General features: G+C 45.1%; 24 protein-coding genes and 1 pseudogene. 16 read left to right on the top strand and 9 right to left on the bottom strand.

The features are described 5' to 3' along the window. The first annotated feature begins 2 nt into the window (after positions 1-2). From J2S00_RS16310 to J2S00_RS16270, 9 genes are all read left to right on the top strand, one after another. Positions 3-920, top strand: a complete 918-nt coding sequence (locus J2S00_RS16310; RefSeq protein WP_307342233.1) for an ABC transporter ATP-binding protein — start codon at positions 3-5, stop codon at positions 918-920. Beyond that, complete coding sequence (locus J2S00_RS16305; RefSeq protein ID WP_307342231.1) at positions 920-2521, top strand: ABC transporter permease; 1602 nt, start codon at positions 920-922, stop codon at positions 2519-2521. Before J2S00_RS16310 ends, J2S00_RS16305 begins: the two co-directional genes overlap by 1 nt. Then, positions 2485-2823, top strand: coding sequence for an SRPBCC family protein (locus J2S00_RS16300; RefSeq protein WP_370875893.1), 339 nt, complete (start codon positions 2485-2487; stop codon positions 2821-2823). Before J2S00_RS16305 ends, J2S00_RS16300 begins: the two co-directional genes overlap by 37 nt. Before the next feature lie 4 nt (positions 2824-2827). Further along, a complete protein-coding gene (locus J2S00_RS16295; RefSeq protein WP_307342228.1) occupies positions 2828-3202 on the top strand; it encodes an ArsR/SmtB family transcription factor in 375 nt (124 codons plus the stop codon). A gap of 145 nt (positions 3203-3347) precedes the next feature. Then, positions 3348-3545: a pyruvate formate-lyase-activating protein gene (locus tag J2S00_RS19925; RefSeq protein ID WP_370875892.1), complete on the top strand. Its 198-nt coding sequence runs from the start codon at positions 3348-3350 to the stop codon at positions 3543-3545. A gap of 623 nt (positions 3546-4168) precedes the next feature. Continuing rightward, positions 4169-5956, top strand: a complete 1788-nt coding sequence (locus J2S00_RS16285; RefSeq protein ID WP_307342224.1) for a PAS domain S-box protein — start codon at positions 4169-4171, stop codon at positions 5954-5956. A gap of 36 nt (positions 5957-5992) precedes the next feature. Beyond that, positions 5993-6619, top strand: coding sequence for a trimeric intracellular cation channel family protein (locus J2S00_RS16280; RefSeq protein WP_307342222.1), 627 nt, complete (start codon positions 5993-5995; stop codon positions 6617-6619). Between the two features lie 167 nt (positions 6620-6786). Then, complete coding sequence (locus J2S00_RS16275) at positions 6787-7464, top strand: GDSL-type esterase/lipase family protein (RefSeq protein WP_307342219.1); 678 nt, start codon at positions 6787-6789, stop codon at positions 7462-7464. 134 nt (positions 7465-7598) lie between these two features. Then, positions 7599-8540: a DUF4349 domain-containing protein gene (locus J2S00_RS16270; protein ID WP_188624189.1), complete on the top strand. Its 942-nt coding sequence runs from the start codon at positions 7599-7601 to the stop codon at positions 8538-8540. 13 nt (positions 8541-8553) lie between these two features. On the opposite strand, the gene J2S00_RS16265 is transcribed toward J2S00_RS16270, so the two are convergent. The 5 genes from J2S00_RS16265 to J2S00_RS16245 form a co-directional block, all read right to left on the bottom strand. Next, positions 8554-9345 (bottom strand): ABC transporter permease, encoded by a 792-nt coding sequence (locus J2S00_RS16265; RefSeq protein WP_307342214.1) that lies wholly within the window; start codon positions 9343-9345, stop codon positions 8554-8556. Between the two features lie 5 nt (positions 9346-9350). Next, positions 9351-9986: an ABC transporter ATP-binding protein gene (locus J2S00_RS16260; RefSeq protein WP_307342211.1), complete on the bottom strand. Its 636-nt coding sequence runs from the start codon at positions 9984-9986 to the stop codon at positions 9351-9353. A 182-nt stretch (positions 9987-10168) separates the two neighbouring features. Next, a complete protein-coding gene (locus J2S00_RS16255; protein WP_307342208.1) occupies positions 10169-10840 on the bottom strand; it encodes a YwrJ family protein in 672 nt (223 codons plus the stop codon). A 12-nt stretch (positions 10841-10852) separates the two neighbouring features. Further along, positions 10853-12256, bottom strand: a complete 1404-nt coding sequence (locus J2S00_RS16250) for an arsenic transporter (RefSeq protein WP_307342205.1) — start codon at positions 12254-12256, stop codon at positions 10853-10855. Beyond that, positions 12253-12408, bottom strand: coding sequence for a hypothetical protein (locus J2S00_RS16245; RefSeq protein ID WP_307342203.1), 156 nt, complete (start codon positions 12406-12408; stop codon positions 12253-12255). The genes J2S00_RS16250 and J2S00_RS16245 overlap by 4 nt, the downstream gene beginning before the upstream one ends. Positions 12409-12503: 95 nt before the next feature. Here J2S00_RS16245 and J2S00_RS20045 point away from each other — a divergent pair. Further along, positions 12504-12628, top strand: a pseudogene (locus J2S00_RS20045) (IS256 family transposase); the annotation flags it as partial. Between the two features lie 47 nt (positions 12629-12675). Here J2S00_RS20045 and J2S00_RS16240 read toward each other — a convergent pair. Together J2S00_RS16240 and metA are read right to left on the bottom strand one after the other, a co-directional pair. Further along, positions 12676-13182, bottom strand: coding sequence for a hypothetical protein (locus J2S00_RS16240; protein WP_307342198.1), 507 nt, complete (start codon positions 13180-13182; stop codon positions 12676-12678). A 960-nt stretch (positions 13183-14142) separates the two neighbouring features. After that, positions 14143-15051 (bottom strand): homoserine O-acetyltransferase MetA, encoded by a 909-nt coding sequence (metA, locus tag J2S00_RS16235; RefSeq protein WP_307342195.1) that lies wholly within the window; start codon positions 15049-15051, stop codon positions 14143-14145. Positions 15052-15282: 231 nt separating this feature from the next. Between metA and J2S00_RS16230 the strand changes: the two genes are divergently transcribed. The 4 genes from J2S00_RS16230 to J2S00_RS16215 all read left to right on the top strand — a co-directional run bounded on the left by J2S00_RS16230 (position 15283) and on the right by J2S00_RS16215 (position 18180). Beyond that, the gene (locus J2S00_RS16230; protein ID WP_307342192.1) at positions 15283-15450 is read left to right on the top strand and encodes a hypothetical protein; all 168 of its coding nucleotides are present in this window, start codon (positions 15283-15285) and stop codon (positions 15448-15450) included. Positions 15451-15511: 61 nt separating this feature from the next. Next, entirely contained in the window at positions 15512-15814 is a 303-nt protein-coding gene (locus J2S00_RS16225) for a hypothetical protein (protein ID WP_307342190.1), read from the top strand. After that, on the top strand, positions 15815-16939 hold the full coding sequence (proB, locus tag J2S00_RS16220; protein ID WP_307342187.1) for a glutamate 5-kinase: 1125 nt from the start codon (positions 15815-15817) through the stop codon (positions 16937-16939). After that, positions 16936-18180 (top strand): glutamate-5-semialdehyde dehydrogenase, encoded by a 1245-nt coding sequence (locus J2S00_RS16215; protein WP_307342184.1) that lies wholly within the window; start codon positions 16936-16938, stop codon positions 18178-18180. Before proB ends, J2S00_RS16215 begins: the two co-directional genes overlap by 4 nt. On the opposite strand, the gene J2S00_RS16210 is transcribed toward J2S00_RS16215, so the two are convergent. Next, positions 18177-19718, bottom strand: coding sequence for an ATP-binding protein (locus J2S00_RS16210; RefSeq protein ID WP_307342181.1), 1542 nt, complete (start codon positions 19716-19718; stop codon positions 18177-18179). The genes J2S00_RS16215 and J2S00_RS16210 overlap by 4 nt on opposite strands. Continuing rightward, positions 19696-20088, bottom strand: a complete 393-nt coding sequence (locus J2S00_RS16205; protein ID WP_307342178.1) for an ATP-binding protein — start codon at positions 20086-20088, stop codon at positions 19696-19698. The genes J2S00_RS16210 and J2S00_RS16205 overlap by 23 nt, the downstream gene beginning before the upstream one ends. 147 nt (positions 20089-20235) lie before the next feature. On the opposite strand from J2S00_RS16205, the gene map reads away from it, so the two are divergent. After that, entirely contained in the window at positions 20236-20985 is a 750-nt protein-coding gene (gene map, locus J2S00_RS16200; protein WP_307342175.1) for a type I methionyl aminopeptidase, read from the top strand. A gap of 49 nt (positions 20986-21034) precedes the next feature. Further along, the gene (locus J2S00_RS16195; RefSeq protein WP_307342172.1) at positions 21035-21874 is read left to right on the top strand and encodes an SPL family radical SAM protein; all 840 of its coding nucleotides are present in this window, start codon (positions 21035-21037) and stop codon (positions 21872-21874) included. Positions 21875-21929: the final 55 nt, after the last annotated feature.

Raw genomic sequence — 21929 nt, 5'->3', positions numbered from 1 at the left:
CTATGGCCATCTTAGAAGCCCGTCGCTTAACAAAGAGGTTTGGTCATATTACTGCCTTGGATGGTGTGGACTTGGAAGTGAATGAAGGGGAAATATACGGCTTTATCGGGCCCAACGGAGCGGGAAAATCGACAACGATCCGCATACTGCTGGGAATGCTTAAAGCGGATGGGGGAGAAGCGAAAATTTTTGGCAAGGATGTTTGGCAAGATGCGGTTGACATTCATAAACGCGTGGCCTATGTACCGGGGGACGTCAATCTATGGCCCAATCTGACAGGGGGCGAGGTGATCGATTTATTTGTCAAGTTAAGGGGAACGAATAACAAGAGCCGCCGGGAGGAGCTCATTGAAAAATTCAACTTGGATCCATCCAAGAAATGTCATACGTACTCGAAAGGGAACCGGCAGAAAGTGGCTTTGGTTGCGGCCTTTGCAGCGGATGCAGACTTGTATATTTTGGATGAGCCCACATCGGGTCTGGATCCGCTGATGGAAAGAGTGTTTCAGGAATGTGTGCTGGATGTGAAAAGAGAAGGCAAAAGTGTGCTCTTGTCCAGTCACATTTTGTCCGAGGTTGAAAAATTATGTGATAAGGTGGGCATTATCCGCAAAGGAAAAATCATTGAGTCAGGTGCGTTAAGCGAACTCCGCCACTTGACGCGCACCCATTTGCTTGTGGAGACGAAGCAGCCCTTAGCGTCTCTGGGTGAGTTAAAAGGTGTCCATGATATTGTGGTGGAAGGCCAGACAGTCAGGTTCCAAGTGGATACTGAGGAATTGGACAATATCATCAAATATGTGAGCCAGTTTGGCGTGATCAGATTAGAAAGTGCGCCGCCAACGCTGGAAGATTTATTTATGCGCTATTACGAAGGAGAGGCGCATGTGGAACGGACAGGAGCGGGAGGTGCATCCTAATGTCCAAACACTTATTTGCCAATACGGAAAGACTGTCTCGGTTTATCATCCGGCGGGACCGGATTCGTATCCCAGTATGGCTGCTCGCTTTAACGACAGTGACAGTGGCCACTGCAACAGCATTTACTCATTTATATCCTACCCAAGCAGAACGCCAAGCGCTTGCTGAAGTGATGATTAATCCGGCAATGACCGCAATGGTCGGCCCCGGCTATGGCTTAGACCATTATACATTAGGGGCCATGATGGCGCACCAAATGTTGGTGTTTACTGCTGTGATCGTGGGGATTATGAATATTTTACTCGTCACGCGCCATACGCGTGCGGACGAAGAACAAGGCCGTATTGAATTGATTCGGTCACTGCCGACGGGACGTCTGTCTCATTTGGCAGCCGCAATTTTAGTTATATGCGGGGTTAATGTGCTGTTGGCCTTGATGCATGGCTTTGGTTTATATCTGTTGAATATAGACAGCATGGATCTGGAGGGTTCATTATTATACGGTGCGGCCTTAGGTGCCATTGGCATTTTCTTTGCAGCTGTGACCGCCTTTTTTGCCCAGCTGTCTGAAAGTTCGCGCGGCACGCTGGGCCTGTCGTTTGCTGCCCTCGGTTTGGCCTATTTGCTCCGGGCCATTGGTGATGTGAGCAACGAGACGCTGTCCTGGTTATCACCGTTTGGCTGGGTTCATGGCACCGAGGTCTATGTCAATAATGTCTGGTGGCCCATCTTTTTAATGATTGGCACAGCGCTCGTATTTGCCATTCTGGCCTTTTATTTAAATGCCAGACGTGATTTGGAAGCGGGATTTCTGCCCTCGAAACCCGGTCGAAAACATGCCTCGCCATTTCTGCAAACGCCCTTGGGTTTGGCGTTAAGGCTTCAGCGAACAGGGATGATTGCCTGGGGGATTGGTTTATTTATATTAGGTGCGTCGTATGGTTCTGTACTGGGTGATACGGAAGCATTTTTTGCAGATAATGAATTAATGCAAGAGTTTTTGAACCCGGTCGAAGGCATGCCCTTAACTGAACAATTTGTAGCCATGTTGATGTCGGTGATATCCTTATTCTGTACCATTCCAGCACTGATGTTCGTGTTTAAATTGAAAGGGGAAGAGAAAAACAACCGGACAGAGCATTTGATAGGACGGGCGGTCTCTCGCACACGGCTGTTGGGAAGCTACTTCATCATTGCCCTTGTCGGTGGCCTGCTCATGCTGTCCCTGGCAGCGGCGGGAATGGGTGTTGCGGCAACGGCAGTCATGGATAGCATTCCGTTTGGGACGTTTATGCAAGCGGCATTGGTTTATTTGCCGGCGATGTGGGTGATGATTGGCATTGCCGTTCTGCTTATAGGGGTAGCGCCGCAGTTTTCCGGTTTCACTTGGCTGTATTTGATTTACTCCTTTATGGTTGTCTACTTGGGCGGGCTGTTCCAATTTCCGGATTGGATGGTGAATGTCACGCCTTTCAGTCACATTCCGCAGCTGCCTGTAGAAGAGATGGCCTTCACTCCGGTTGTCATGCTGACCGTGATCGCACTTGTGTTGATCGCCAGTGGATTTATCGGTTACAACAAACGGGATATTACGGGATAAATCAAAACCTCCAGCCCGGATATGAGTTCACTTTGCGAACCCCTTACGGTCCCACGCCGTGTAAAGTGTTGGAACTAGAACCGCCTCACCGGCTCTCTTTTTCATGGGGGGAATTGTGGCAAGTGAGCTTTGAACTGAAGGATGTAGGAGGAAAAACCCAGTTTACACTGATTCATTCCGGGTGGGGAGCGCCGGAGGAAGAGATGCCCGGAACAGGAGAAAAACAGGCAGTGGTCCGAGACAGAATGGACAATGGTTGGGAATCCATCGTATTACAAGAACTGCGCAAGGTGGTTGACTAGTAACATGGGAGCGCGGCCCAAACATGATGTGTTTCAGGCCATTGCCGATCCTACCCGGCGCAAGCTGCTCAGACTGCTGGCAGACAAAGAATTGCCTGTTACCGATATAAGCAGAAACTTTCCAATAAGCCGGACTGCAGTGTCGAAGCACCTGCGCATCCTGTGGGAAGCGGGACTTGTGCAGAAGCACAAAGTTGGGCGGGAGACGCGGTACAAACTTCAGCCTGACCCTTTGTTGGAACTCAAGCGCTGGCTGTCTTATTACGAACGTTTTTGGGATAATAAAATGGCTGCCCTTAAACATGTTGTGGAAGACAGGGAAGCAGACAGTGTCAATCACCTGTTGCAGATACGCAAAAAACATCAATCAGCGGAATAATAGCCGTGCCAAAGTAAAGAATGTCGGTCGTGCGGTTGCCCGGCATTCTTCTTTTTGTTTCACCGGACGGTCCAATGGCCTCATATTACAATTTGCCTGTTATCTGGCTGAGAAAGAAATACCGGTTTGAATCCGGCATGTGCTTGTGCCGGGTTATACGGATGATCAGCATGATTTGGACCGCCTGGGTCGATTTATCAAGACATTGCCCAATGTACAAAAAATAGAACTACTCCCTTATCATCGGCTGGGCGTTTATAAATGGAAAGCTTTGGGCCTTGATTATCCTTTGGCACACGTCCCCCAGCCAACAGATGAGGAAAAGTTCAACGGGCTTATTTGATCCTGACTGGAAAAGGGCAACAGTCTAATCACATGACAGGCACAGATGGTCATTGAGGCCATCTTTTCTTCTTATCACTTGGATTGAAGTGAAATCTGGTTGAAGGAGGAAGCGGAGGAGGTCAGAAACTAGGGCAATTTCGTGAACTGTGATATTTGTCACTTCGTGTATTCCATGTGAAGAGTATAATGATGGTAACAACATGACTGACAGTCGGTTTACGTTTAACTGACAAATTAAGAGCCTGTTACAAACGAGATTTAACCCGTTGTACTGACTATCAACGATTGATGTATGGGGGCAAAAGGTTGATATTCACCGTTTCCGGCCAAACTTGTTGATTGAACGATGGAACCAGGGACCCCTCTCTCTTGGCAACGGTGGTTTGTCAAAGACAAAGACAAAACAAGTTTGGAGTTTATGCATCCGTCGTAAAGACAGGAGTTGTTGTCGAAGAAGATTCCGTTTTCCTTTTTAGATAAAAGCACATGTTTCACGTAAAAAGGCCTGGTACATAAAGCTTAATATAAAGGGGAGTGTTCGTGAAGCAGGAAACATTGTGATTTTAATCTGAAAATTAAGGTATTATAAAAAGATATTACAACCAAATAAGGGGGCGCAACATGAACAAGGAAAAATGGGACAATCCAACTGGGGCCAAAGGTATCGAAGAGGTTACTGGGCTGCTCGATCATCTCCCGGATGCTTTTTTTTCCTTGGATCATAACTGGCGTTTTACCTACGTGAATAGAGAAGCGGCAAGGATTTTATTAAAAAAGAGGGAGGATCTAATTGGTAAATGCGTTTGGGATGAATTCCCCGCCGTTGGTTTGTCGTTTCATGAGCAATACCATAGAGCCATGACTGAAAAAATGACCGTCAAGTTTCAAGAATACTACCCTCCACTGGATCGGTGGTTTGATGTACGTGCTTATCCCTCAAATTGCGGACTTTCCGTTCATTTCCGAGATATTACCATTAATAAAAGAGAGTTAGACGAAAGCAAGGAACACTATAAGTCCCTGTTCGAATATCATCCGGATGCTGTTTATTCCGTTGATCTTCAAGGCAATTTCATGTCGGTTAATCAAAGTTTTGTCAAGCTGTTTGGCTATTTTGTATCGGAAGCATTGCAAATGAATTTTGAACCATTATTTGACCCTGAAGACTTGGCGCGCACTAAACGTCATTTCCAACTGGCAGTTCAAGGGAACCCCCAAAATTACGATGTCACTGCGATCAGTAAGGACGGTAAACGCATCATCGTCAATGTGACAAATCTCCCAATATTTGTTAACAATGAGATCATCGGCGTGTATGGGATTGCCAAAGATATAACGGAACGGAAACTGTCAGAAGAAAAATTGCGCAAAAGTGAGACAAGGCTGGCTCTGGCTCAAATAATAGCCCGTTTGGGAAGTTGGGAGTGGAATATTAAGGAAAACTTCTTGTTCTGTTCAAATGAATTATGTAAAATGATGGGCGTAAATCCAGGGGATATAGATACCTATGAAAAATTTATTCGCTTCGTTCATCCTGAAGATCGTGCCCTTGTACAGCAATTGGTTAACGAATCATTATTACATCGAAAGCCCTATAATGCCGTTTTTAGAATTCAGCATCCTGACAAACAGGAGATATTTATACACGCTATCGGAGAAGTTTATTTTGATGAGCAGGGAGAACCGGTGCGCATGATCGGAACTAGTCAGGATCTTACCGAGCGGGTTAAGGCAGAGGAGCTGATGCGCAAGTCCGAAAAACTTTCGCTGGCAGGCCAGCTGGCGGCAGGTATCGCCCATGAAATACGCAATCCCTTAACGTGCATAAAAGGATTTTTGAAGTTGATGCAAGCTGGGCATCAATTTAAACAAGAATATATAGATGTAATGCATGATGAGTTGAGTAGAATAGAAACAATTGTACAAGAACTGTTATTACTGGCCAAGCCTCATCACTTTAAATTTGAGCTCCATGAGGTCCAGGGGCTGATAAAACAGGTGGTAACGCTGCTTGAAACTGAGGCCATCATGAAAAATGTGCAAATCATGACTCAGTTTACTGAGACCAATTTACATATTTATTGTGACCATAATCAGATTAAACAAGTATTTATTAATTTAATCAAAAACGGCATCGATGCCATGCCCCAAGGCGGTAAGCTTTTGATTAAGATTGAGCAAGAAGAGGATAAGGTGGCCATTCGTTTTACTGACCATGGATGCGGTATTCCAAATGAGATATTGAATAAACTGGGGCAGCCCTTTTTCACAACGAAAGAAAAGGGAACAGGTTTGGGACTTGCGGTGAGTTATAGTATCATTGAGAATCATAAAGGGACGGTCAATGTGTCCAGCACAATAAATGAGGGGACAACTTTTTCGGTGTATTTACCCTTGGCCACAAATTAAAATGATGAAGGAGCGGCTAGAAAGAGAGTGGTCAACTTGACTTGGGAAGTGCTTAACGTGATCGGAACCATGGCTTTTGCGATCAGTGGAGCGATTGTGGCCATGCGTGAAGAGTATGATCTTTTGGGTGTGTATGTGCTCAGCTTTGTCACGGCGTTCGGCGGGGGAGCGGTACGCAATGTGTTGCTTGGTCTTCCCGTTTCATTGTTGTGGGAACAGCAAATGTTGTTTATTATTGTTTTTGTCGTGGTCAGTTTGTTGATGGTGCTCCCCCAGTTGATTATCAAACCTTGGAACCGCTGGGGCCACTTTTTTGATGCAATTGGTCTGTCTGCCTTTGCCATCCAGGGGGCTATGCTGGCCAGCCAGGCCGGGCATTCCTTGGCCGCTGTCATTGTGGCCGCCACGTTAACCGGAACAGGGGGAGGCATTATCCGTGATGTCTTGGTTGGGCGGAAGCCGCTGGTGTTCAGAGACGAAATTTATGCCCTGTGGGCGGCCCTGGCCGGCTTTATTGTTGGGATGGGGTGGGTTATTCCGCCTTGGACTACCTATTTTTTATTTGTGATCGTTGTGGTCTTGCGTATGGTTTCAGTTTTTTATAAGTGGCGGCTGCCAAAAGCAAGGGCGATTCAGACTTCAGAGGAAGAGCGAAGGTCATAGCGAACGTGTGCAGCTGATAAGTATCGGCCGGCCTAAGGGTGCGTTGTTTTGCTGCAGAGATGTCCCTGCTCCCATCTTCACCATTTTATGAGTCAATCTGTCAGTTTGTTGAATATAACAATCATAGTCCACCCGAAAAAAGCAGAAAGGAGACAGGGGCATCTCAAGTGAGAGAAGACCAGCGTCACCCTCTCTTGTATGTGGCCTTGGGGGACTCATTAACAGTGGGCATCGGCACGCTCTTTAAGCCCGGTTTTGTTCAGCAGTATAAGAAAAAGGCTGAACATGCTTTGAAACGGAATATTCAGCTCAAAAGTTATGCCAAAAACGGGGCGACATCAACGGATATTCGGCACATCATGTCAAATGCCCAACTACAACACGACCTTCAACGCGCGCATCTTATCACTCTCAGTGTCGGTGGCAATGACTTGCGCAAGGCCTCAAAGCCTTTTTTAAAAACCTGTCATGAAACAGTCTTGCAGCAAGCTCTCAAAGAATTTAGAAGAAACATGTCCCATATTATGACCATGATCAGTACCTTGAAAAAAGATCAGAAACAGGGTTATATCATCCGGTTACTTGAGATCTACAATCCGTACCCGCACTTGAAAGTGGCAGAAAAATGGATAAAAAAATTTAATCAGGAGTTAAAACGGTTTGAAGAGCAGCCGACTGTCAAGGTGATCCCAGTCTATAAGGCCTTTAAAGGTAGGGAAGGCCAAGTGTTGTGGATTGACCGCCTGCACCCCAACGCCAAGGGATATGAAGTGATTGCGGAAGAATTGGATAAAGCAGGCTATTATCCGTTGCTCAAAAAGAAGTCTGACGGCCTCAAGCTTTAAGAGAGGGCCGTTTCTTTTTTAAACGGTGGGAAGTGATAGAGCTGGAACTCTTTCTTTCCATTCTGTGCAACATTTGATGTCCTTTACCCGTCTATGCAGATAAATGGCATGTGATCAATAAGGGGGAAACTATTTTGGTTAAAAAAAGAATGCATACCTGGTATTGTTCATTGGTGATGGCTTTACTGGTCATGATCAGCGGTTGTTCTGCTTCATCCGGGGATATGGCGGGTGAGGCCGGCGATGCAAAATGGATCACCCATGAGGGCCAAGCAGAGAGCGCCGATACGGCCATTGAGCGCTCATCAGCCATCAGGGAAGAAGAGGCGGCAGAAGCAGAGGCGGGAAGTATGGATGGAGACCCAGAGCGTAAAATTATCCGTGAGCAGTATCTCCATCTGGATGTGCAAGATTTGGACCAGACACTGGAGCGAGTCGAAAAACTTGTCAACAGGATATCCGGGGCATATATTGAAAGTGTCGAACAATGGGAGGTGGAGACGCCTCATCGCCAGGCAGAATATCATGCTCATGTGATTTTGCGGTTGCCGGTGGGGCAAGCGGTTTCTTTATTGCAAGAGATAGAAACCTACGGCAATGTGCTTCGCCGTTCGGTTCATGGGCAGGATGTGACCGTGGAATATGTGGATAATGAATCCCGCTTGCGCAACCTGACCAAGCATGAAGAACGTTTGTTAAGCTTATATGATCAGGCTGAAACAATCGAGGATATGTTAAAACTGGAGAAGGAGTTGTCACGGATCAGGGAACAAATTGAAACCATCCAGGGCCGGCAACAGTACCTAGACCGTGTTACATCCACTGTACGGGTCACACTGGATATAAGGCAAGTAGAGGAAAAGGAATACCTGGGCGCACAAGATAACAAATCCGTTTGGCACGAAGCCTGGGCAGGATTAAAGCAATCGGTGCATAACATTGGGAGGCTGGCTCAGCGGGGATTTGTATTACTGGTTACGCTCATCCCTTATCTGATCATTGTCGCAGTGCTGGGACTTCCAGGTTATATGCTCACCACCCGGCTCTACCGGAAGAGGAAGACAAGGGGGGATTGAGCTTTACGATCCGTCAACTTTCGCTGTCCTGACGGAGCAGTTGGACACGCGCATTAAAAAACGTTTTATATCCCATTTGAACAAATAGGATCACAGTTAACGCCACGCTGCCGGTCACCCCCAGCATGATGGCAATTTGATATTGTACAGCTGTGAGCGGGGAAGCACCGGCTAGAATTTGCCCCGTCATCATCCCGGGCAAAAAGACGATGCCCATGCCTACCATTGAATTAATGGTGGGCAGAATGGCCGAATGAAACGCATGTTTAACAATGGGATCGGTGGCCAGTTGAGGAGTTGCTCCTAGCATAAGGGCTGCTTCTATCCGTTGCTGTTCAGATTTCATCCCTTCTACTAGCCGGTCTACCCCTAGTGTAATGCCGGTCATGGCGTTGCCGATCATCATTCCCGCCAGCGGAATGAAGTAACGGGGTTCATACCAGGGGGACACCTTAACGACCACGAGAATAAAGTAAAACAGACTGACCAAGGTGCCGGTGGTCATGGAGAGGGCAATCAACCCTTTCATCTTGGGGGTTAAAGGGCACTGAACACGCTGAAAAATATTATGAATGGCGAAAGTCTGCATCACCGCCAAAGACAAAATCGTATAGATCATGTTCTGTTCTTCAAAGATAAAGGTAAGAATATACCCCACCAAAATCAGCTGCAGGGTCATGCGGATGACCGAGATGAGCAGCTCTTTTTCTTTATTAATGTTTTTAAATTTGAAAATCAGGACCACGATTAAAACAAAAATATAAGCCGCTGCCACTTGCCAAAAACCCAATGTTAAAGCATCCACACGTCTCACCCCTTTATGACGCTTAAATCTCCGTCTTTTAGTTTCAATACATATTCTCCGTACTGATTGGCAACAAATGAGGAATGGGTAATGATGACCAATGTTTTGTCCTGTTTTTTGATATGGCCGATGATCCGTTCCATCACCGTCTCCTCCGTTTGTTCATCGAGCGCAGATGTGGGTTCATCCAACAAATAAACATCGGGATTGATTAATAAGGCACGGGCCAAAGCAAGCCGCTGCTTTTCTCCCCCTGACAAATACTGAACACTGTCAGCTAAATCCTTGTGCAGATTGACCACAGCCAATATTGCTTTGAGCTGTTTGTCATCCACCTCAGGTTGCTCTGCAAAACGCAAGCCTGCCAGTAAATCGTCCTTGACTGTCTCACCAAAGACAACGGGCTCCTGCGGTACCATAATGACTTGCCGCCGTAGCTGTATAGGATCCATATCCTCGACGGACTGACCTTTATATTCAATCTCCCCCTCGTCTGGGCTGATCATGTGGTTGAGCAGTTTGAACAAGGTTGTTTTTCCGCTCCCACTCTCGCCGATAATACAGGTGATGCGCCGGGGAGGAATATGTAAGGACTTGATATGAAGAATGTCTTTATAACGAATATTTTTTAGGATAAACATATATGTCCTCCGTACGATATAATATTTTTACCATTATTATGCACGAGGTTTGCACCAGAAAAAAGCCCTCCTGGTATGATACGAGGTATCAGCAGCTACTGCCCCTTAATCTATACCACAAGGAGGACTCCACATCTCTGGGGCATATCCCTACACAGACTTGGATTTCTGAAAAGGCTCTTTTAAGGTAAATGCACTGTTTTTATATGGCGGATATTCCAATGAAACGTTTCTCTGTTAGCTGTCGTAAGTTGTATGGTATTACATTCCAATTTTTTAAAGAATCCTATTTTATTTGGATTTTGACCTAAATCAAGTAGAATAAATTTCCCCTCCAATAGCTTTAATTGTTGTTCAAAATTATGAGCAAGACTGCCATTGAATGGTTTAACGGGAAAGTGCTCGATGCCTACAGAGTAAGGAGTTAAACCTGGATTGTACGGCGTAAAATATTTAAGATGATCAAGGGATATAAACATGGTATGATAGACCGGTGAATAAAATACAAAATAATCATCCATAATATTTATAAGATAACCATGTATTGTATGGTTTTCTGTTATATATATTTCTAAAAATAACTCCCTGGCATTTTCTAATAATTTCCGGTAAGTGACTTCATCTGCCTCAGTATCAATGTGTGCAGATGAAGCGGTTGAGTCCTCTATCTCGCTTTCTTCGGTTTTACTCAGTTTAATATTGTGTATGTGGATGAATGGTAAATACAGAAATTTTTCTCCAGTGTTAAGGACGATAATATCATCTCCAACATCAACAAGAAAACCGGTGTAAAATAACTTTCCGGAAACTTCTAAATCTACAATTTTTCCAACGTAGGAATTAAGAGTTTTCATATCGTTTTCACCTCAGATAAATAATCGACTCCACAAATATAAACCTAATAAGCATACGAGCAACGAAAGTGGAATAACACAAATGGCGACCCTGAAATATTTCCCCCATGTAATGGGAATCTTATTCAACCTCAGAATGTATATCCATAGCAGAGTGGCTAATGTTCCCATCGGTGAAATAAGCGCACCAATATCACTGCCGATAATGTTAGCAAGATAGGCTAAGTGCATCGTGTGAGTATCAAGACCCATTTCCATAAGTGAAAGCGTACCAATCATGACGGCAGGTATATTGTTGAAGATATTTGAGAGGATCGCAACTAAAATACCGGTAACAAAAATGGCATGAAAATGACTCATTGAAATAAGCCCTTCGAAATAAGTTACCAGTACAAAGGTGAGCCCAATTTTATGCAAGGCGTGTACGATCACATAAATACTGAAGGCAAAAATAAGGATGTACCAAGGGGTCTTTTTAAGCACATCTATAGCTCCGGTACCGTTTCTATACCATCTGACTAGTATTAAAAGAAAAGCGCCGAACATAGCGATCCATTCTAATGGAATTCCAAAGCTTGATCCAAGAAAGAAACTTGCTCTCGTAAATATCACAATCGTGATACAGATACGGAACAACGACCAGTTAATTTCTGGCAGATAATTCGGATCTTTCTTTAAAGGATGATGAAATTTATCAACGACCAGTGTGTTATGTTTTTTGGAATGGTCCATACCATACATTGAATTCAGCTGTATGGATATATGATCGGAGTCCGGCAAAGCGAGGATCTTCTTGGGGATATCCTTTTTGAAAAATAGATAAAGCAGTAAAGTAAGAACAGTGATTCCGATGATGGTTGGAACGAACATTAATGCGACATAAGCATTGATATCCAACCCCACAATTCTCAATGCAATGAGATTAGCTAAATTACTAACTGCAATTGGACTGCTGCTTGTAGTGGCAACCAAAACACCGGCAAATAAATAGGGCATTTTTTGATGCGGTTTTAAATTCAATATGGTGACGATCTGAATAATGATAGGTGTGGTGATTAGGATGCTTCCATCGTTATTAAAAAACAGGGTCATTAAAAAACAGAGCAAACAAATGTACCAATAAAGTAAAACACCTGAACCATTCGCTTTTTTTATGATATTGACAGCTGTCCAGCGAAAGAAGCCAATACTGTCGAGAACAAGTGACATGATAATAGTAGCAATGATGGTAATGGCGGCTCCACTAATAATATTGAGTATTTCTACAGTATCCGCTAATGTAACGATACCTGCCATTATAATTAAAGCGGCCCCAATAGAAGTTGGGAGTGCTTCATTCATCCCACGGGGCCTCCATACAAGGAAAAATACGGTAAATCCAAAGATTATAATTGTAAAAATAGTTTCAAAACTCATTTAGATTCACCTGATTCTACATATGAAATATTCAAGTGGTACATCTCATTAATGGTCAACGGAGCAGGTTTTTTTGCTGGGGATAATTGAGGGGGGTTGAGTAATAAATAGAAGGGAACACCTGCAATTAAAATGAGTAAAAAACTAATCATTCTACCCCTCCTTTTTCCAATGTCACGGTAATGAAGATATTGAAGAATGGCAAAATCGGCCGCTATAGGCAGTGTTGACACATCCATCAAATTGCAATTTCATCCGTAATGTGTCTTATAAAGAGATCAAGTAGATCACGGCCGATCTTAAGCCATTTACAAATTGGCAACGGAAGGAGCTGCTCTCGAAGAGCTAGATGCATTTGAGCAAACCTGGGGTACCTTTCACAAAAGGATAGAGACCCCTGCTTAATTCCATATTTATCTTCATTTTTTAAATTTCATAGATTTCTTAGTTTTCTTTTTCTTTATAATATCTTTTTTTTCTTTTTTGATATCTTTTTCTACTTTTTTGGGAACTACAACACTAACATTTTTTATATGAAATATGGGTACTGTGATATTTTCTCCACCAACTACTACAGTCAGGTGAGAAGAAGTAACATCAGTAAGTAGACCGATTAATTTATCAGGTCCTCCACGATTAATTTGAATGGTTTGATTGATTAATCTAAACAGAAGTCTGGTAAAATTAAACTCCTTAATAAATGGTGGTGTTACTGTATCTAACTTGTCACAAATACTTTGTTTAATTACTGTAAGACTTTTAATATGCTTTAAGTTATAATAGATCACCCCTTCTTCTTTGGTATTCAAAGCCAAATAATCTCTTTGTACATCTAGTAATAGCCCTGATCGAGCCTCCGGACCACCACCATTGACAGCAACACATTTTCCAACTTTATCACGAAGATAGATACCATGAATTGACATTTTTCGCCACCTCCTTGCTTAGCAGTTGTATTAACTTGTACTTTATTTTTATGTATCATCTATTGAATTTGCTATAGACAAGCGATTGATTTAAAATGATTTATATTATTGTATCAATGTCTATGAGCGAAACAAGAACAAATGATCGCTTGCTAGTGATGGATTTCATCTGGTTGTTCGTGTCTAATACAAACCCTGCTGGGTCCTTCCAGCAGGGTTATTTTATGCTGTTTAAATACCATATGGTTGATCTGCCCAATTTTGTAGCCGTTTATAGCCATTTGACATAGAATAGGAGCAAGAGTTGGTTCGGGGCTGAGGATTTGTGCATATCCAAAATTGGGGTGTTTGTTCTCTCCCCAAAAAGTTAGACACTAACAAGGTTGATTTGATGAAAGAAAAAAAGGCTCCGCCAACTCGTAAGTACAGGGGCTGTCTCAGATATCACTGAGGCAGCCCCTGATTTGTGCACCAGCGTAACATTTAGATAAAAAACGGCAATTGCCGGGGGATTCTTGTCCACACAATATGGTATTTAGCTTGTATATGACTAGCATTAAACCTATTTTTTTGAGATTTTAAAACTGATAAATAGGTTTATAGGGAAAAAAATAAATGATTGTTCTAGTTTGGTGTACAAGCAAAATCCTGCTGCCGACATAAAGTATAGTAACGAAAGGAGGTGAGAGCAGGAAATGCCTTGGTGAATTCCACTTGGGAATTCAAATCTAAGAAACTTTTTATAAAAATCGACACGTTCCTACTCTATTAACCTAGACCACCGCAGCATCCTTTGAATAGATTAACTAATGAAAGGAGGTGAGCAGTATCTGAATCGAGTTTGATGGTTGGATTAAAAGACTTGCCGCTATTGCCACACTGTAACGATCAAATCAACATTGTTGGTGTCTAAACACCGAACCTGCCGGGCCCTGTGTCCCGGCAGCTTTTTTTTGCACGTTAGAACCAATCATAGGGTGTTTCTTGGTAGACGTAGTAATTGAGCCAATTGGCGAACAATAAGTGGGCATGTGAACGCCACCTGTTGGCAGGTGTGCGCTCGGGGTCATCGTTCGGATAATAATGCTGTGGCAGGTGAATCGTCAGTCCTTTTGCCAAATCACGGCGATATTCGTTATCCAAGGTTAAAGCATCATATTCCGGATGGCCAGTGACAAAAATCTGTCTGCCGTCTTTGGTGGCCACCAGGTAGACACCTGCCTCGTCTGAAACGGCTAAGACGTCCAGCTCAGACACCTGTTGCACATCTTCCAAACGCGTTTCGGTGTAACGGGAATGGGGCACCAGAAACTGTTCATCAAATCCGCGCAATAACGTCACGCCCTCCTTAAGGGTGTGATGGGTAAAAACACCGAACAGCTTCCGCGGAAGCGGGTGTTTGGGAATTCCAAAATGATGGAATAAGCCTGCCTGTGCCCCCCAGCAAATGTGCAGGGTAGAGGTGACATTGGTTTTGGACCAATCCATAATGGTTTGTAATTCATTCCAATAATTGACATCAGAAAAGGCCAGATGTTCCACTGGTGCACCAGTAATGATAAGCCCGTCAAATTTGCGGGCTTCTACTTTATCAAATGTGGTGTAGAACTGCTCCAGATGGGTTTGGGAGGTGGTCTTGGAGTTATGTGTGATCGGACGTAACAGCGTGATATTGACCTGCAAGGGGGTATTGCCCAAGAGGCGCAGAAGCTGTGTTTCCGTTTTTTCTTTTTCAGGCATCAGGTTAAGGATAAGGATGTTTAAAGGCCGGATATCCTGGTGGTAGGCCCGGTTTTCTCCCATAACAAATATATTTTCATTTAACAGCGTCTCTTTGGCCGGCAAGTTATCAGGAATATTGATGGGCATAGTCCGGCATCCTCCTTTCAAATGGTGTTTTAAGCCTTATTTTAACATGAAAATGAACAGAATTTTAACATGAAATTGAATAGAGAGAAGAAAAATTAATCGTTAGCAGCCATGTTTGTGCATAAAAAACTGGAAAGATCTTTCGGGAAGGAATCGGGATCACAGTGATAAACTAACAAAGCCGGGGTATGTAAAGTTGTCATACATATCAAGAAACGGAGGTTAGGCAGAATGAACAAAGCAGGTAAGCATCGAGACCGGAAGGCTCAGGAGGAAGGACCAACAATTGCTCCAAGTATGGAAATGGACGAATTGGAAGAAGAGGCATCACCTGAAGACATTAAACGGGGCAATTATACCCGGGTGACGAAATTGGATGTGGACCGTCTCAGGGATTGATGAGTATTGACAAGTACCTCAATTCTTAGGATAATAGTTTAATAATTCAACACATCTTAACGTGGCGGTGAAGGGGCCAGTAAATGGCTTTGAAGTGACAGAGAGTGAAACCCACAGGCTGGAAGGTTTCATCATTACCAAAGCCATTGAACCCACCCTGGAGCCGTTGGGGAATGAACCCAACCGTTGGCCCGCGATAGGGGCAAGAGTGGACATCTTGTTTCCTTGCACAGTGGTTTGTTGCTGTCAAACCTTCTGTGCTGAGCAAGGTGTCAAAAAAGGTGGTACCGCGGTCCTTCCGTCCTTTTGTTGGACAGAAGGACTTTTTTGTTTAAGCGACCAAGGCCAAAAGAGGGATGGGTAAATGGGAACGGAACGGATCGTGGTTAAAATCGGCAGCAGCTCATTGACCACTGCCAATGGTGGCTTATGTGAACAAAAACTGAATGAGCATGTGCAGGCGCTGGCCAGATTAAAACAGACAGGATATGAAGTGATTTTAATTTCTTCAGGGGCGGTAGCAGCAGGTTTTACCCTGCTGGGCTATCCCACCAGACCGGTCACGATTAAGGGCAAACAAGCAGCAGCGGCTGTGGGCCAAGGATTACTGATGCAAGGTTATACCCGCGCCTTTGCCAAACACGGCATTGTCACCGCCCAGCTTTTGTTAACGCGCTATGATTTTGCTGACCGGGAACGGTACAACAATGCTTATAGGACATTGACCGAACTGCTGGCCCGGGAGGCCTTGCCCATCATCAATGAGAATGACTCCGTGGCCGTGGATGAACTGACGTTTGGGGATAACGATATGCTTTCCGCACTGGTCAGCGGATTGATTCATGCCGACTGGCTGATTATCTTAACAGATATTGACGGTTTGTATGATGCTGACCCCCGCCGGAGTGACAAGGCCAAAAAGTATACCTTTTTGCCTGAGATTACCGCTGATCTGTTAACCCTGGCCGGAGAGCCAGGATCTAAAGTCGGCACCGGAGGCATGCGCTCCAAACTTGAGGCAGCCCAGATGGCCTTATCGGTAGGAGCCCAGGTATTTATCGGCAAGGGAGAAGGGGAGGACAAATTACTGGACGTTATCAAGGGGAAAGGCAACGGCACTTATATCGGCTCCTCCTCCCTCAGCGGGCTGAAAAACCGGCAGCAATGGATTGCTTTTCACTCTGCTGTTAAAGGGGCGATTACGGTGGATCAGGGAGCGGCAACAGCCTTACTTGAGCGGGGAAAAAGTTTATTGCCAGCCGGCATCACCCAGGTGCAGGGCAACTTCCAGGCGGGAGAGGTGGTGGAGGTGCTTAACCATAAGGGTGAACGTATTGGCAAGGGGGTGGTTAATTATACCTCCTCTGAACTTCAACAAATCAAAGGAAAATCAAGCAGAGAGGCCATGCAGTGGACCCGGCGGGGCACAGAAGAAGTGATTCATCGTGATAACTGGGTGAGCTTAGGAAAGGAGAGGATCGGAAGATGAGTGAGTTGATGCGCAAAGCGAAAGAGCTGAAAACAGCAGCACAACAGATGGCCAGTTTGACAACTGAACAAAAAAATGAGGCCTTGGAACGGATAGCAGAATGTTTGGTTAAAGCTTCCGCTTTCATTCTGGAGGAGAATGCCAAAGACATTAAGGCGGGTCAAGCAAACGGGTTAAGCCAGGCCCTGTTGGACCGCTTGCAATTGACGGAGCAGCGGATAGAGGACATGGCCGCAGGGATTCGGCAAGTGGCCGCTTTGCCTGATCCGGTTGGTGAGGTGGTTGACACCTGGGAGAGGCCCAATGGCCTGCTGATCGAGCAGGTGCGGGTTCCACTTGGTGTGATCGGCATGATTTATGAGGCCAGACCCAATGTGACCGTTGATGCAGCCACACTGTGTTTAAAAACGGGAAATGCCGTGCTGTTAAGAGGCAGTTCGTCAGCGCTTCATTCTAATAAAGCATTGGTGCAGGTTATTCATCAAGCATTACAGCAGTGTGATTGTCCATCTGGGGCCGTTCAGTTGTTGGAGGACACCAGCCGCAAGACAGCCAGCCACATGTTTCGCCTGAACAGCTATCTGGATGTGCTGATTCCCCGTGGCGGGGCCAAGCTGATTCAGTCTGTGATCGAGCAAGCCTCTGTACCCGTGATCGAAACAGGGGTGGGCAACTGCCATATGTATATTGATGACAGCGCCAATCCAGCGATGGCCATTCAACTGGTGGTCAACGGCAAAACCCAGCGTCCGTCAGTTTGTAATGCTGTGGAAACAGTGTTGGTTCACGAGAGTTGGGCCAAGGAACATTTACCGGACTTAGTGACTGCTCTGAAAGAGAAGCAGGTGCAGGTCAGAGCTGATGATAGAGCACGGGCCCTGGTTCCTGATTTGGAGCCAGCCACCGATCAAGATTGGCACGAAGAATATCTCGATCTGATTTTAGCCTTGAAAGTGGTCGCTGATGTTGAGCAGGCGATTGAGCATATCAACCACTATGGAACAAAACACTCCGAAGCGATCATTAGTGAAACAGAAGAAAATGTGGCTAAATTTTTTCAGCAAGTGGATGCGGCCGCCCTTTATCACAATGCCTCAACCCGGTTTACTGACGGGTTCGAGTTTGGTTTTGGAGCAGAGATCGGGATCAGCACTCAAAAGCTTCATGCCCGGGGACCGATGGGCCTTACTGCCTTAACCTCAACCAAATATGTGATACACGGCAACGGCCAGGTGCGTTAATTTATTTCTTTCTCCAATGCTTGTTGAAGAGAACCGAATGTTTTGACTCTGTTGGTGATCTCGATGCCCATTTCCACTACAGTATTGGCAATTTCAGGCCGGATTCCCGTTACTGTGGTCTGGCATCCCAAGAGGGTAAATCCGTCCACCATTTTGAAAAGATGCTGGACCACCCCGGTATCCATATAAGCGACTCCTGACAAGTCCAAAATAATATGCGAGATTCGGCCTTGGTTGATTCGTTCCAGGGTCCGTTCCTGTATTTTTTTGGCTCGGTAGGTATCAAGTGTTCCGATCAAGGGTAAAATAGCGATATCATCAGAAAGGGGGATGACCGGAACAGTCAGTTCATCAATCACCTCACGCTGGGAGCGTAACAGTTCGTTTTTATATTCATTATATTTGTTAAAGTAATGGGTGAGGAATGTATCCATCAGATAGTTTGTACTTTTTTCCAGACTAAACAGTTGTTCAAAATCAAGTTGAACATGTTTGTAATAATGATAGAGCAGATCCCAGTAAATTTCCCGGAAAGATCTGAACCATTCCAATTTCAGAATGGCCGGAATATCACTTTTGGCCCAAGCCATGCCGATTTTGTGCGCTAGCAGGATCAGCTCATGCTCTGCTCCGTCATCAATATAGCCGATTAATTGATAGGCAACGTCATTCAAATGGCTCGTATCCACCAGTTCTGATCTCTCTATATCACTAAAAATGGCATCTGTACTGGCGTTTAGCAGTTTATCAATCTCCATTCTGTTGGCCAATATAAAATCCTTTAAGCTTTGTCCGGCTGTATAGGTCAAATTTGCCATCTGTTTGACTGTGACCTCCTTTGTTTTGATGAGCGGAAATTTAATCACAAATGTTGTACCGACGTTGACGGAACTGGAGACTTCTACCGTTGCACCGTGGTCGTACAGCGTTGTATAGACTTGGGTCAGGCCCATGCCTGTTCCGTTTTCCTTGGTAGAAAAAAAGGGAGTGCCAAGTAATTTTAGCTTTTCTTCCGGAATCCCCACACCAGTGTCGCTTAACTTGATACATAAATGTGGCCGGTCCACATAATGTTCAATGGTGATTTTTCCTTCCCCAGGGATTGCTTCCAGTGCATTTTTAATTAAATTAAAAAATGCCTTCTTCAACAGATTTTTACGTCCGCGGATCATCTGTTGGGTATCTTTAAATTTTTTAACAAACTCAACACGATACATGTGTTCTTGGAATAAATAGATAATAGATTCCAGTTCCGAACACAGGTTAATGGGCACAAACGGTTCGTTATGTATGTCCGGTCGGGAAACTTGCAGGAGGTTGTTTAATGTGTCCAAGGCATTATCCAATTGTGACATGGCAATCTGTAAATATTTATGCTCTGTCTCATTTTGCAAGAGCTGCAAAAAACCTTTAACCGCAGTCAGGGGGTTTTTTACCTCATGGGCAATACCAGTGGCGATCTGGCCGATGGAAGCTAAGCGTGAAAGCGACTCGTTTGCTTCAGACGCTTTTTGATTAACTTTTTCTTTTGATGGCAATGATTTTCGTACCTCCTCCTGTCGAGGTTTCGATACTCATCTCATCCATAAGGCGTTGAACACCGGATAACCCCAGCCCCAATCCTTGTGATCCTGCACGCTTTTTCCCCCTGAGTGCGGCTTGGACATTATCAATCCCCGGCCCGTCGTCAATGACAGTGATGCGAATTTGATCTTGGGTCAGCTCGCATTTAAACACGCCTTTCCCAGAGGCATGATCCAGTATGTTTCGGGTCAATTCGGAGACGCTGACCAATATTTTTTGCTCATCGACTTTGGAAAAGGATAGCAACTTAACAAGTTGCCGGGTTAAGGTGACGGCCTGTAACACATCATCTTCGTTTTTAATATATACTTTATGTAAGGACATAGCAACCACCGCTTTCACCGGGGTTATACGGGTTTACCCATGTAAACGTTTAAATGGGCATACAAGCTCAAGAAATATTATATTAAATCGTAATTGTTTTAATCAATAGTGGTCAATTCGGGGATCAGATATAAAGGAGCGAATGATATGACGGTTGAAACTGTTCAAGAGTTGCAAGCGCTGAAGAAGGTGGGCCGGGTGGTGGCTCTTGCTTTACAGGAGATGATGAATCATGTTCGGCCGGGGATCAGCACAGCTGAACTGGATGCTATCGGTGAAAAGGTGCTCGTACAGCATGGAGCCCAATCAGCTCCCCGGGGACAGTACAATTTTCCTGGGGCAACTTGTATCAGTGTTAACGAAGAGGTGGCCCATGGCATTCCCGGTACCCGGGTTTTACACCCCGGTGACAAAGTCAACATTGATGTATCGGCCCAACTGGATGGATATTTTGCGGACACGGGTGCCACTCTCATTGTTCCGCCGGTGTCAACACAGGCCCGGCGTTTATGTGCTAGCGCTGAAAGGGCACTGGAGAAAGCACTGCAAAAAGCCACTTCCGGACAGCCGTTGTCTGAAATCGGACGGGTGGTGGAAGAGGAAGCGAAACGATCCGGGTTTACGGTTGTTAAAAACTTGTGTGGCCATGGGATCGGCCGCAGCCTGCATGAAGAGCCCAACCATATTTTCAGTTTTTATAATCCGTTTGAACAGACACGTTTGGAAAAGGGCATGGTCCTGGCGATTGAGCCCTTTATTTCCACCGGCGATGAACTTGTGGAACAGGCGGAAGATGGCTGGACGTTAAAGGCGCCTCAGGGCAGCCTGGTGGCCCAATTTGAACAGACGATTGTGGTGACAGAGAAAGAACCGATTATCTTAACGGCATTGTCATAACTCTGCAAGTCCGCAGGCGCTTCCTGGACTAAAAAAGGTGGTGAATCAGATGGCATCAAGCAGGCTAAATATTACCTATGGTCAACCGGGCAGGTTACTTAACCCGGCAAGCGGTTATTTGACCGGTTACACCCATACGTTAAATCCGTATGGGGGATGTGCCTTTGCTTGCACTTTTTGCTATGTCCGCCGGCTGCCTGTTGCTTTGTTTCGCCAGGAAGAATGGGGGACCTGGGTTCATGTGAAGGAGAATGCGCCACAAATGCTGCAAAAAGAGTTACAGCGGGCGAAGCAGAAAGGTAAGGTCACCATCTTTATGTCTTCCAGCACTGACCCGTATCAACCGCTGGAAGGGCAAATAGAATTAAGTCGGCGCCTGTTAGAAGTGATGGTCAGGAACAAGCCCGACTTTTTGTTTGTACAAACCCGAAGTCCGTTAATCACAAGAGATATGGAACTCTTGCTCGAACTTAAAGACAGGTTATGTATCAGCATCACCATTGAAACGGATCTGGAGCAGGTGCGTAAAACACTTTCTCCCGCGGCACCTCCTCTGGCAGCCAGATTGAAGGCATTAACAACACTTAAACAAGCAGGTCTTCCCGTACAAGCCGCTGTATCCCCCATTTTGCCTTATTCTGAACTGTTTGCCAAGCGACTGAAGGAAGTGGTGGATTGGGTTTGCCTGGATGATTTCTTCCGGGGGGATGGGGCTAGGGGAAAGCGGACCGAAAAGCTGGGCATCAAGTCTCTTTATCATCAGTTGGATTATGCAGACTGGTATTCGCCTGACAAGTTTGACGAGACCTATTCCATCTTCAAGGATGTGTTTGGGGAACAACGTGTACTGACGAGCCAACAGGGATTTATGCCCTTTTTAAGGGTATAAAACAATAGACCATTTGAAGCTTTACATCAAGGAGAACGGGTGTGGTTTTCATGCT

Origin of the sequence: Caldalkalibacillus uzonensis (assembly GCF_030814135.1) — a bacterium.
In the GTDB taxonomy this organism is placed as follows: Bacteria; Bacillota; Bacilli; order Caldalkalibacillales; family Caldalkalibacillaceae; genus Caldalkalibacillus; species Caldalkalibacillus uzonensis.
This window is presented reverse-complemented; position numbering and strand designations above follow the sequence as displayed.